The sequence below is a fragment of the Chromohalobacter canadensis genome (assembly GCF_034479555.1).
Lineage (GTDB): Bacteria > Pseudomonadota > Gammaproteobacteria > Pseudomonadales > Halomonadaceae > Chromohalobacter > Chromohalobacter canadensis.
On record NZ_CP140151.1, the window covers coordinates 3,120,533 to 3,132,841 of the forward strand.

At 62.9% G+C, this 12,309-nt stretch carries 12 protein-coding genes; 3 read left to right on the forward strand and 9 right to left on the reverse strand.

Annotated elements, in window-relative coordinates; all coding sequences use genetic code 11:
- The first annotated feature begins 138 nt into the window (after positions 1-138).
- Both SR908_RS14535 and SR908_RS14540 read left to right on the forward strand, forming a co-directional pair.
- Complete coding sequence (locus tag SR908_RS14535) at positions 139-1,323, forward strand: BaiN/RdsA family NAD(P)/FAD-dependent oxidoreductase (RefSeq protein ID WP_246921423.1); 1,185 nt, start codon at positions 139-141, stop codon at positions 1,321-1,323.
- A 26-nt stretch (positions 1,324-1,349) separates the two neighbouring features.
- Complete coding sequence (locus SR908_RS14540) at positions 1,350-1,772, forward strand: nucleoside-diphosphate sugar epimerase/dehydratase (protein ID WP_246921420.1); 423 nt, start codon at positions 1,350-1,352, stop codon at positions 1,770-1,772.
- Positions 1,773-1,815: 43 nt separating this feature from the next.
- Here the strand turns inward: SR908_RS14540 and SR908_RS14545 are convergent, their stop codons facing one another.
- The 4 genes from SR908_RS14545 to SR908_RS14560 form a co-directional block, all read right to left on the reverse strand.
- Positions 1,816-2,106 carry a YqjK-like family protein gene (locus tag SR908_RS14545; RefSeq protein ID WP_246921417.1) on the reverse strand — a complete coding sequence of 97 codons (291 nt, stop codon included), beginning with the start codon at positions 2,104-2,106 and terminating at the stop codon, positions 1,816-1,818.
- Complete coding sequence (locus tag SR908_RS14550; protein ID WP_246921414.1) at positions 2,093-2,488, reverse strand: phage holin family protein; 396 nt, start codon at positions 2,486-2,488, stop codon at positions 2,093-2,095. Before SR908_RS14550 ends, SR908_RS14545 begins: the two co-directional genes overlap by 14 nt.
- Entirely contained in the window at positions 2,488-2,820 is a 333-nt protein-coding gene (locus tag SR908_RS14555) for a DUF883 family protein (protein ID WP_246921412.1), read from the reverse strand. Before SR908_RS14555 ends, SR908_RS14550 begins: the two co-directional genes overlap by 1 nt.
- An 82-nt stretch (positions 2,821-2,902) precedes the next feature.
- A complete protein-coding gene (locus tag SR908_RS14560; RefSeq protein WP_246921409.1) occupies positions 2,903-3,916 on the reverse strand; it encodes a phospholipase A in 1,014 nt (337 codons plus the stop codon).
- Between the two features lie 145 nt (positions 3,917-4,061).
- Here SR908_RS14560 and mscK point away from each other — a divergent pair, with 145 nt between their 5' ends.
- The gene (gene mscK / locus SR908_RS14565; protein WP_246921406.1) at positions 4,062-7,547 is read left to right on the forward strand and encodes a mechanosensitive channel MscK; all 3,486 of its coding nucleotides are present in this window, start codon (positions 4,062-4,064) and stop codon (positions 7,545-7,547) included.
- Positions 7,548-7,562: 15 nt separating this feature from the next.
- On the opposite strand, the gene SR908_RS14570 is transcribed toward mscK, so the two are convergent.
- From SR908_RS14570 to SR908_RS14590, 5 genes are all read right to left on the reverse strand, one after another.
- Positions 7,563-8,321 (reverse strand): TlyA family RNA methyltransferase, encoded by a 759-nt coding sequence (locus SR908_RS14570; protein WP_246921403.1) that lies wholly within the window; start codon positions 8,319-8,321, stop codon positions 7,563-7,565.
- 82 nt (positions 8,322-8,403) lie between these two features.
- A complete protein-coding gene (locus SR908_RS14575; protein ID WP_246921400.1) occupies positions 8,404-9,498 on the reverse strand; it encodes an ABC transporter substrate-binding protein in 1,095 nt (364 codons plus the stop codon).
- Complete coding sequence (locus tag SR908_RS14580) at positions 9,495-10,877, reverse strand: sensor histidine kinase (protein WP_246921397.1); 1,383 nt, start codon at positions 10,875-10,877, stop codon at positions 9,495-9,497. Before SR908_RS14580 ends, SR908_RS14575 begins: the two co-directional genes overlap by 4 nt.
- Positions 10,870-11,577: a response regulator transcription factor gene (locus tag SR908_RS14585; RefSeq protein WP_246921394.1), complete on the reverse strand. Its 708-nt coding sequence runs from the start codon at positions 11,575-11,577 to the stop codon at positions 10,870-10,872. Before SR908_RS14585 ends, SR908_RS14580 begins: the two co-directional genes overlap by 8 nt.
- Positions 11,574-12,164, reverse strand: a complete 591-nt coding sequence (locus tag SR908_RS14590; protein WP_246921392.1) for an IclR family transcriptional regulator — start codon at positions 12,162-12,164, stop codon at positions 11,574-11,576. The genes SR908_RS14585 and SR908_RS14590 overlap by 4 nt, the downstream gene beginning before the upstream one ends.
- Positions 12,165-12,309: the final 145 nt, after the last annotated feature.

Here is a 12,309-nt window from a genome sequence, read left to right on the forward strand (position 1 = left end):
CATGCACGCTTTTTTCACGTTTGGGTGAATAGGCCAAGGCTTGCGTTCAACGCGGCACGAGGGACATACGCCACCGCGCTCGTCGAGATGTCGCATAACGCTTAGAATGCCACCCTTTGCCTGGAATGAGAGACGACGATGGCGCAGACGTATGACGTAGTGGTGATCGGCGCCGGCGCAGCGGGGCTGATGTGCGCGTCGACCGCGGGATACGCGGGGCACCGTGTGTTGTTGCTCGATCATGCCAACAAGGCGGGCAAGAAAATTCTGATGTCCGGTGGAGGGCGCTGCAACTTCACCAACCTGGCGACGGGGCCGGCGAATTTCTTCTCGGCCAATCCGCATTTCTGTATCTCTGCGCTCAAGCGTTATACGCCAGGCCACTTCGTCGAGCTCGTCGAGCGCCACGCCATCGAGTATGTCGAGAAGGCGCCGGGCCAGCTTTTTTGTGCCGATTCGGCCAAGCAGGTGGTGGCCATGCTGCTGACCGAATGTGAGTGGGCGGGCGTGGACGTTCGCCTCAAGACCTCCGTCGAGTCACTCGAACGCTATGGCGAGGGCATGCGCCTGATGACTTCGAGTGGCGTGATCGACGCTGGCACGGTGGTCATCGCCACGGGTGGCTTGTCGATCCCCACCATGGGCGCGACCGGCTTTGGTTATGACGTGGCGCGTCAGTTCGGGCTGACAGTATCCGAGACGCGGGCCGCGTTGGTGCCGTTCACGCTGACGTCGCAATGGCGTGAGCGTGCGGCGTCGCTGGCGGGCGTGAGCTGCCCGGTGACGGTCGATATCGGCGAGGGGCGCTATCGTGAGCCGATGTTGTTCACGCATCGCGGCGTCTCGGGACCGGCCATGCTGCAGGCCTCCAGTCACTGGCAACCGGGCATGGCATTGTCCATCGATTTGCTGCCGGACATCGATGTCGCCGGAGAATTGGCCGAGATGCGCCACGATGCCCCCAAGCGGCGTGTATCCACGTGGCTGGGAGAGAGACTGCCCAAGCGCTTGGCGCAGGCCTGGTGCGAATGGAACGGTGTGACGGACGCTCCGTTAGGGGCGTTGTCCAACCGTGAAGTCGCGCGCCTGGAGGGCGAACTAAAACGTTGGCAGCTCAAGCCCGCCGGCACCGAGGGATGGCGTACCGCCGAGGTGACACTGGGCGGCGTCGATACGCGAGCGATTTCCTCCAAGACCTTCGAGGTGGAAGGCCTGCCCGCCTTGCGTTTCATCGGCGAGGTACTGGATGTCACCGGCCAATTGGGCGGCTTCAATTTCCAATGGGCCTGGGCGTCGGGTGTGGCCTGTGGGCAGGCGGTCTAACCCTGGTAAACGGAAAGGAGACGACGATGTCGCAACATGCCGGAGGAGGCCTTTTCCGCGCGCTGCTTCATTGGCGCCCGCTGGGGCGTTCAGGGAAGAAGGCTCGACGGCGCTTGCCGGTGATCGTGTGTGGTCTCGATTACGCTCACTATCGGGTGCTAACGCGGCTCGCTCGCTCGCGTCGTTATATCGCGTTGGCGGCAATCGACGATTATCCATGGCATCACGGGACCCAGGTGGAAGGCGTCCGGGTTTACTATCCCAGCGAGGTGCCGTCACTGGTGGAGCGTCATGGCGTAGCGGCGGTGGTTTATTGCCACGACGACGATTTGGCCGTCTTCGCCGATGAAACGCGTGAACGGTTGGTGACGTTGGGTGTGCCCTATGTACGCCTGTCGCCGGACGACGAGGATATCGAGGCCAAGCTGACGAGCGGGCTGACATATTGAATATGAAAAAGCCCCCGAGGGGGCTTCATGACAATAGCGGGGGCTAACGGCGTACGAGGCGGTACAGGGCGCGCGCTCGATTGACCAACAAGAAGGTCGAGAGGCCGCGACGCATCCAGGCGCGTGTGGCCCGGGGGCGACGTACGCCCTGTGCTGCGAGTAGGCCGAAGCTGCCGATCAGTGGCGCTCGCCACTGCATCAAGCGTTGCCAGGCATGATCGATGGGTGCCGTGGCCTCGCGCCAGTCATGCAGCGCATGCCCCATATCGAGACGTTGCTGCAGGATGCGAGTCTCGAGATATTCGAGTTCCGCAGCGCGTTCACGACGATTCACGAGAGCCCCCCAGCGCTTGGCGATCTTGTTCCAAATGACTCAAGGTGGACTGCATCAGGCGCCGGCGTTTGGCGATCCGCTTGGCACCGTACGCAAGGCATGCGGTGATGATGAACAGCACGATCGCACACACACCAATTGCTAGCAGACGATGATCTTCCCAATACAAGACCACTAGCAATAACAGCAGCATGCCAATGGCGAATGAGAAGGTGATCAGCGCTGCGCCAGCCAACAATAGCAGGCTGAGCATGCGATCACGTTCGGCTTCCAGCTCGAGCACGGCGAGACGCAAACGCGTCTCGCCTGTGGCGATCATGTTGGAAAGCAGACGTCGCGCCGAGGTGATGACGCGCTCCGCCGGTCCCTGGCGATCCGCCATTAGCGACGCCCGATGAGCAAGCCAATGACGACCCCGACACCAGCGCCGATGCCGATGCTGGTCCAGGGATTGTCACGTACGTAACGATCGCAGCAATCCATCTGGTCGCGTGCGCTTTCGTAAAATTTTTCACCGCGCGCCTCAAGCTTGGCGCGAGTTTCGCTGAGATGCTTCTGAGCACGCTCGCGTGCCTCGGTGATGTGTCCGCGAGAATCGTCAGCTGTCGCCTTGACCAGTTCTTCAACGGTCTGTGACAGGTGGCGCAGGTCATCCTTGAGCTGCTCGGTGGAAGCTTCGCTTTCGCGGTGGCCGCCGGTAGGCTGCATGGTCATGGTGTCTTCCTCTGACAGGTTAATGGCGTACTCAGCATAGCAGGCAAAGCCGTTGTATCAACAGCCCTTATGGTCTGCATCGTTACTCCAGGCCTGGAATACCGGCCAGGAAGGTGTTGATGCTGAAACCGAGCCCTAGGCGTCGGTTGATGTGATCGTAATCGATCAGGCTTTCACCATAGCCGTGATAATACTGCACGTAACCGCGAACCTTGCCGAATAGCGGGAACGAGTAGTCCAACTGGGCGCCATAATGACTCTGGTCGGGGTTGCCACGCATCAATAACGATATCTCCTGATCGCCGAAAGCGCGCACCATGGTGATGTCACCATAGCCGATGTAGTCTTGAAGGTCGGGGTTGTCGTCGTCTTCCTCGTCCTCGGGGACTCGCCAATGAGGCGCAACGCTGACCGCCCACTCGCCGCGTTGGAATACCATATCGGCATAGACACGATTCCAGCTACGCGACAGCGGGTCGGAGCGGCCATTCGACTGGTGCGCAAAGCCGATGCGATTGATGGTGTTGGTCCAGCCTAGGGCACTCATGTCGTTATCGAAGCTTATGAACATTTCGGGTTCGTAATTGGTCTCGCGAAAGGGTGCCGAGGCCTCGGAATTGTAAGCCTGCCACCAACTGCGCTGGGTGTAAGCGAAGTATAGATCGCCGTTATCATCGAACAGGTCTTCGACCAGGTTGACCTTGAAGCTCAACTGGTACTTGACCTCGGCGCTATCGGCGCTGGCCGCATCGCTGACCTGGCGGAAGCGATCTTGATCCGGATTGGCGTTGTAGGCCCACGGCAGCAGGTAGTTGCGCCGATACGTGGTCACGGCCAAAGGGTTACGCGACGACTCTCGTTCCAGTTCGCGACGTTTGACGGCGCGGGTTTCTAAGTTCTGCGCCTCGCGTTCTGCGGGCGTGGCGTCGTCGGCCAATGTTTCGCGTAGCTCGTGAAGCTCCGCTTCCAGTGACTGGACGCGCGCCTCAATGGCCTCCCGTTCACTATCGCTCAGGTTGGTGGCGGCCTGCGCAGGGGCGGACAGCACGAGCGTGAGCAACACGAGGATCGGCAAGCAGGGGCGTGGTGACTCCATGTCATTTAGTACCTTGTCGATGGCTAGCACTGGGCATCATGAATGTTTCTATCACGCTGGTGGTAGAACGCAAATATCCGCACGAGATTGCCATGTGCGTGTCACGCACCGACAATCGGCGCAACGTATGGGACGAGGACAGAGCATGTCGTGTCGACGCTGGCATCATTTCTTCGCTTGGCAATGCTGGCCTGGGCGGCATGGGCGTGCACATGCCAAGTGGCGTGTCACCCATTGTATCGCATGTGTGGCGCTTTGCCTGCTGTGGGCGGTCGGCGACGCCTCGGCGCAGTCGGCATTACCTGAACACGATGCGCTGACGGCGCGCCTGGACCGGCTTCAATCCGTCGAGCAACCCGATAGCGACCAGCGCACGGCAATAGACGATACTCGTGCGACGCTGGAGGCGCTGAAAGCGCTCGACTCGGTCGACGGTAAACTCGACGCGCTGGATCAGCGTGCGCAGAACGCGCCTCAGGAATCGCAATCCTTGACGCAACAGCTGCAGCGTCTGGAAGAGTCTTCGGCGTCACCGAGTGAGAACGAACTCGGCGATTTGTCGCTGGACGAGTTGCGCGAGCGCACCGGTGATGCCCTGGAGGAGCTCGAGACGCTGCAAAGCCGTCTGGCGGACGTCAATGCCCAGTTGATCAGTGCCCAGACCCTTCCCGAACGCGCCCAGACGGCGATCGCCGAAGCTCGAGCACGTGCCGATACGCGTCAGTCGCAACTGGCCGAGCTGGACGACGTCGAGGAGTCAAACGAGGCGGAACTTGCCAAGCGCGACCGCTATCGGGTCGAACAGGCATTGGCCGAGCGCCGTGCGCAGTGGCATCAGAGCGAGCTTTCTCACAACACCCGCCTGCGCGAGTTGGCGATGCAGCAGCGCGACGTGCTGGAAAAGCGCATCGCGCTCCAGGAAAGCCAATTGTCGGCGTTGCAATCCGCGCTGGACCGAGAGCGGCGTACGCAGTCGGAGAAAACCATCGCCGATGTCGGCCGCGAAGATGCCGAGACCATTGCGGGGCATCCCGTGTTGACCCAGGTGCAGCAGGTCAATCGCGACCTGAGCAGTGAATTGCTGGAGGTGACCGACCGCGCCAATGACTTGGTTCGCGAGGGTATCGAAACGCGTACCCAGCTTGACCGTGTGCGCCAGGTCCAGCGCACGCTCAACGAACAGATCGACGCGATTCGTGGCAGTTTGCTGCTATCGCGGATCCTTCGCGAGCAGCGAGAGTCGTTGCCCGAGGTGGACGCATTGGGCGGGTTGCAGGACGACATCGCCGACCTGCGCCTGCGTCAGTTCGATCTGTCGCAGCAACGCAACGCCTTGCGACGTCCTCAGCAATTGGCTGACGAGAGCCTCGCCGAGGCCGATATCGACGACGCCCCGGGGCTGCGAGAGGCGTTGGTCAAGCTGTTCGAGTCGCGCCGGGAGTTGCTTGATCAGCTCGACGAGGAATACGGCAACCTGCTGACGATTGCCATCAACCAGCAGCTCAATCAGCAGCAGTTACTGAAGATCAGCGACGAGCTGCGCGCGACCATCGAAGAGCAGCTGTTCTGGGTGGCCAATGGGCGACCACTCGACTGGGCATGGCTGCGGCAGTTTCCACGCACGCTGTGGCAAGGCATGACCCAGGGCGACTGGCGTTCGACGTTGGTGTCCGCTTGGCAACGCCCTGATGGCGAGGCGTTCGTCATGGTGCCGCTGTTGCTGCTTTCCGGCGGCTTGTTGCTATGGCGGCGTCGTCTCAAGACGTCACTGCTTCGGCTGCACGAGGAAATCGGACGTCTCAAGCGCGACACCCAGATGCATACGCCCAGGGCGATCGCGCTCAATGCGTTGCTTGCCGCACATGGTCCCTTGTCGTTGGCGGCCTTGGGTGGGGCGCTCAATCTGGGCGGGCGTGGGTTCGCTGTGGTGCTGGGGGACGCGCTGCTGCAGCTGGCGCTGGCATGGGGCGTCATCGCCTGGTCGCGACGTTTGCTGGTCGCCGATGGCGTGGCCGCGCGCCACTTTCACTGGTCACCGCAGTACGTGCAGCGCTTGCGTCGGCTGTTGTTATGGCTGGGCATTGCGCTGATTCCGGTCATCTTGATCAGTAACGTGGCGCCCTATAGCGATGGGCGCCTGGCGGAGCGGCCGTTGTCGCTGCTGTTGCTGCTGCTGGGGCTGGTGACGATGACCGCAGTCTTGGTGCGTCTGATCCTCGCCCATGTGCCGTTTTTCGGTCTCAAGCTCTTCCGTCTGCTGCTGGGCTTGGCGCTATCGATCGTGCCTTTGATACTCGCGGGCCTTATTGTCATGGGGTTCGAATACACCGCGCTAAGCTTGGTCGGCCGCTTCATTACCTCTATCTATATTCTCGGACTGTGGATTCTCGTTGAAGCAGCGGTCGTCCGCGGGTTGGCGGTCGCGGCGCGGCGACTGGCCTATCGGCGCGCGGTGGCGCGTCGTCGTGCTCAGGCCAAGGAAGACACCGAAAGTGGCCTCGAGGTGGTCGAAGAGCCGCCGTTGGATATGGAGCAGGTCAACCAGCAGTCGCTGCGCCTGTCCAAGCTGATTCTGTTTCTGGGCTTCACCCTGCTGCTTTACGTGGTGTGGGCGGACTTGCTTGGCGTGTTGTCCTACCTGGACAACGTCACTGTGTGGCAGATCGAACGTGGCCAGGGCGAGGCGATGACCACCAGCCCGATCACGGTGGCCGATGTGCTCACGGCGCTGGTGCTGGTCGCGCTGACCTTAATGATGGCGCGCAACCTGCCCGGGCTTCTGGAGGTCATGGTGCTTTCGCGCCTGAGCCTCAAGCAGGGTAGTGCCTATGCCATCTCCTCGCTGCTTTCCTACACCATCGTGGGGACAGGGGTCGTGGTGTCGCTGGGCACGTTGGGGGTGTCGTGGGACAAGCTGCAATGGCTGGTCGCTGCGCTCGGCGTGGGGTTAGGCTTCGGGCTACAGGAGATCTTCGCCAACTTCATTTCGGGGTTGATCATCCTGTTCGAGCGCCCCGTGCGTATCGGCGATACCATCACCTTGGGGAATCTGCACGGTACGGTCAGTCGTATCCGCATTCGTGCCACCACGGTGACGGATTTCGACCGCAAGGAAATCATCATTCCCAACAAGACCTTCGTCACCGATCAGCTGATCAACTGGTCGCTTTCCGACAACATTACGCGGGTGGTGCTGACCTATGGCGTGTCGCATGGCTCCGACCTGGAGCAGGTCCACCGCCTGATGCGCCAGGCCGCCGAGGAAAACCCGCGTGTGCTGCGGGAACCCGAGCCGCAGATATTCTGCCTCGAATACGGTGCGACGGCGTTCAGCTTCGAACTGCGGATCTTCGTCAACGACCTGATGGATCGCCTTTATGCCAGCGATGAAATCAATCGGCGCCTCGATGGCCTGTTCCACGAACATGGCATCCGTATTGCGTTCAATCAAATGGATGTCTGGTTGCACGATGCTTCGGGGCGGCAGGCTTGGGTAAGTTCGCAGCCCCAGGCGGATGCCCCGTTGGGCGGTGAGGTGTCGACACCGAGGCCGGCGCGACGCGATGGTATCGAGGATGTCGATGTCGGTCGTAGCCCCGGTGGAGACGGTACGGCTAACAGCGATGAATGAGGGGAGGGGCAGCCGTCAGGTGCCCTTGACCGCATGCAGCAGGAACTCGCGGTTGCCGTCGCCGCCGCGCAGCGGGCTTTCCTGCCAGTGGTGAATCTCGAAGCCGGCGTCGGCGCAACTCTCGCGAATGCGAGCTTCCACCGCCGCGTAGAGAGCCGGGTCGCGCACGATGCCATGGGCGTCGACTTTGCGTGGGCCGACCTCGAATTGCGGCTTGACCAATGAGACCAGGTGCGCGCCGGGGGATAGCACGGCGGCAAGTTGGGGAAGGATCAAGGTCTGTGAGATGAAGGAAACGTCCATGACCGCCACGTGCAGCCCTTCCGGCGCCAGGGCGGCGAGCCGTTCTTGGGGAAGTGCGCGGGCGTTGACGCCTTCCAGGCAGATAACGCGTTCATCCTCGCGCAGCGACGCGTCGAGCTGGTCGCGCCCGACTTCGATACCCATAACGCATACGGCGCCGTAGCGCAGAGCACAATCCGTGAACCCTCCGGTGGATTGTCCTACGTCGAGTACCGTCATGCCTTCGAGGCGAAGTTCCAGCGTGTCGAGAACGGCCTCCAGCTTGAGACCGGCACGCGAGACGTAGCGCTCCTCCGGGTCTTCGGCGAGTTGGAAACGGCTGTCGTCGGCGACTTTTTCGCCAGGCTTGGTCAGCGTGCGCGGAGGGTCCGTCGAAACTAGCGTGACTCGCCCATGACGGATAAGACGCTGAGCCCGCGTGCGTGAGCGTGCCCAGCCCTGGGCGACGAGAAGTTGGTCGAGACGTTGCATGCCCACACCGCTGGAGGAGTTGATAAAAAGCGTCGATAAAGCGCTGCGCAGTATAGCGCGAGGACGCATGACGTTCATGCGTTCACGGCCCGCTGTCGCTGAGCCGCGTGTACTCGCGTTGCCAACGCTCGAGCAGCGAGTGGCGCTTGAGGGTGTCGAGTGTGGCCAGCAGGCTGGGGTCGATGGCAATCGGGTGAATGGCATCCCCGAGGGTCTGGCGTAAGTCACGGGCGGTGCCTTCGCCTTCGAGTGCGGTGTGTACCGCCCCGAGAGGCGTCTTGTCGCGTATCGCCTGCTGGCCTTGACGACTGAGAAGGTACGCGACGAAGCGCTTGGCGGCCTCCGGATGCGGCGCATGCTTGGGGATCAGCACCAGACGCTGCGTCACCAGGGCATAATCGCTGGGAATGACCATTTCCAGTTGCGGGTGATCGGCCACGAAGTCGCGTGCGTAGGAACCCAACAAGTTATAGCCGACGGCGTAGCGTCCGTCGGCCAGGCCATCGAGCATTTCGCCGGTGGTATCGGCCAGTGCTGCTTCCACGCCGCCCAAGGCGGCCACCAGTTCCCAGTAGCGCGGTGACATGTGCGCGTCTTCGGTGGCATAGGTATAGCCGGCGCCGCTGCGCCAGGGGTCATACGTCACTACGCGGCCTTTGAGACGCTGGCGTTCGTTGGTGAGCAAGCTCAACAAGGCTTCGTGGCTATCCGGTCGCGTGACGCCCTCGAGGGCGTCGCGTCGATAGACGATGACTACGGGTTCGAAGGTAAAGCCGAACAATTCGTGGCGCCAGCGGGACGCCTGAGGCCACGCGCGAGCCTCGGCGGTGTCGAGTGACTGAGCCTGGCCGCGGTTGGCGAGCTGATATTGCCACGGCATCGCCGACGACATGACGACATCGGCCGAGGTGGCGTCCGCGGACATGAAGCGGCGGTACAGTGCCAGTGTGGTCAGGTTGTGATAGACCAGTTCGATCTCGGGGTGACGCGCCTGGAAATCAGCCAGCAGTGGGGCCATCAAGTCACTGTCCAACGCGCCATGAATTTCCAGGGGCTGCGCGGGATCCTGAGTGGCAGGGTAACGCAGCACCTGCGGGTCGGCGAGGCTGGCCATCGAGGCCGTGACCCCGGCCCACGCGATCACGGCCAAGCCGCATAGACGACGCAAGGTGGTCATGATGTGGCCTCCTCGGTGAAATGCAGGCGCACGCATAAACCCGGTGGCTCGGCATTCGGGCGTGCCGGCACCAGGCTGAGCCGTGCTCCATGCGTGCGGGCGATGCCGTCGACGATGGCTAACCCCAGCCCCGAGCCTTGCCCGCCTTCGATACCGCGATGGAATGGACGGAGTACCAGTAGGCGCTGGCTTTCGGGGATGCCGGGGCCGTCATCTTCGACTTCGAGGCGCGTGGGGGCCTCGCCGACGCGCACCGTGATGCGGGACGCGCCGTAACGCCTGGCGTTATCGATCAAGTTGGCCAGGGCTTCGGCGAGCTGCCATTCCACTGCATGCTGCATCACCGGATGCGACGGCACTTCCGCGCCCAGGTCGATGCCGTCACGGTGGCAGTTCGTCCAGGCGTCGCGTACCGCTTGGCGGGCGGTATCGCAGAGGTCGATGGCGACCGCTTCGGGCGTCGCTTCGGGGTTGTTGAGGCGTGTCAGCGAGAGTAACTGCGACGCCAGACGCGCGGTCTTGTCGGCGCTGCCGCGCATGACCTCCAGGGCGTCGCGCCAGGCGTGTGGATCGTCCTGACGCAGGGCCAGCTCGGCACGTGCCGAAAGCCCGGCCAGCGGTGTGCGCAACTGATGAGAGGCGTCGCCGATGAAGCGCTCCTGGTTGGCGCGCACACGGCGCATGCGCGCCAGCAGGTCGTTGAGGGTTTCGCGCAGCTCGGCCAGTTCACGGGGCATTGCCAGGTCCAGTGGCGCCAGGGTGCGTGGGTCACGGGCGCGGATCGCGCGGCGTAAGCGGGTCAGGGGCATCAGTGCCATGCGAATCCCCAGCAGCAGCACACCGATGGCCAGCATGGCCATGGCGACCAGGCGCAGCATGCTGCCCTGGAACAGCGACTGGGTTAATGCCTCGCGCCCCTCGCGGGTATGCGCGACGCGCACCTCGAATGGCTGACGGTCGCGCCAGCCCTCGAGCTGAGAGTGGCGAACGCCCAGGCGCAGGCCCATGTCATGCCACTGAATATCGGCGAAGCGCATGTTGCCGGGGGTGTCGTCGAGTGCCGGCAGCTCGGCATTGCCGCTGATGAAATTACCGTTGGCATCGTAGAGCGCATAAAAGACGCGCTCCTCGACTTGGGATGCCAGCATCTTCAAGGCCGCGGGCGGCAAGTCCATCCACAGTTGCCCTTGTTGGCGTTTGACTTGCTCGGCGATGGAGAGCGAAGCCGCTTCGAGCAGGCGGTCGAACGCGCGATCGGCGGTATCGCGAGACGCCATGTAGGCCTGGGCCAGGACCAGGCTGCCGAGCAGCAACATGGGCACCATCAGCCAGACCAGCAAGCGGCGGTAGAGACTCGGCAAGGTGGCCGGTTCACTCACTCTCGCCCTCCAACGTCTCGCTCTCCAACACGTATCCCAGACCGCGCACGGTGCGCAGCGTGAGCGGTGACTCCGCCAGGCGCCGTCGTAGCCGGTGTATGTAGACCTCGATGGCATTGTCACCCAGCGTTTCCCCGCTGAAGACGTGCGTGAGCAGGTGGCCCTTTTCCACTGGCTCTCCCGCGTGACGCATCAGGTAGGCCAAGAGACGCTGCTCTCGGGGTGGCAAGTCGAGAGGGGTGCCACTGAGCGTGAAGCGTTGCGCCAGGCCATCGAAGTGCAGCGGACCGACGTGTAACTGAGGGCTGTCGTCGTGTTGGCGTCGGCGCAGCAGGGCGCGGACACGGGCTTCCAGTTCGTCCAGGGCGAAAGGCTTGGCCAGATAGTCATCGGCGCCGAGGTCGAGCCCCGTGACGCGGTCTTCGATGGCGCCCCGCGCGGTGAGGATCAGCACCGGCGTATCGCGGTCATGGCGGCGCATGGCGTCGAGAATTTCCAGGCCACCCCGTCCCGGGAGATTGAGGTCGAGCAAGACGAGTGCATAGCCGTGTCCCGGGGTGGCCAGTCGCGCATGGGCACTGTCGCCTTCCTCGAGCGTCTCGATGCGGTAGCCGGCCAGGGCCAGCGCGTCGTGCAGCGTACCGGCGAGCAGGGCGTCGTCCTCGACGAGCAGCAAGGTAGGTGTGATGTCGGGCGTCATAGTGGGTAATCCTGCAGTTCGTGCCGATGCAGCTGCGCCACGGCATCTTGCAACGCGCGACGTGCCTCGCGCGCGGGCAAGCGCCCCTTGGGACCGGAAAGGCTCAACCAGTAAGCGGTGCCGGGCAGCGCCTGACACAGCATGCGCCCACCGGGGATCGTCAAGGAAGGGACGTCGCCTTGTCGCTGCCAGCGTTGGCCAGGGCGCAGCGTGTGACGCAGGTCGGTGTCTGGTAGCGCGCTCAGGCGGCACTCGACGTCGTCCCCGGCGAGCGCCAGCAGTGAGGCGGTTTCGCCGGTTTGCCGACACAAGGCATCGAGCGTAGGCATGACCAGATCGGCGAGCTGACGCGAGGGGGCATGACGCCTGGCCAGGCGAGCCGGCGTCGTGCCCAGGCGATAGCGTCCGCGCCCGTCGCGTTGTATGTAGTCGTAGCGCTCCAGGGACCCGAGCAAGCGCAACAAGGTGCTCTTGTAGAGGGCCGTCGCGTCGGCCAGCTCGGCCAAGGATAGACTGTCGCGCGGTGTGTCGAAGGCTTCCATGACCGTCAGCGCGCGCTCGACGGCTTCCACCCGATCCTGCGCCATGGCGGGACTCTCCAGCGATCCGTGCCGCCTCCATGGCGGCATTCAACTTTAGTCGCGAACGGCGTCATTGGCGTTGACGCTCGTTCTCGACATGCCTAGTTTTCCGCTCAAGGGAACGTTGTTCTGCCTTACAGAACTGTAAGGT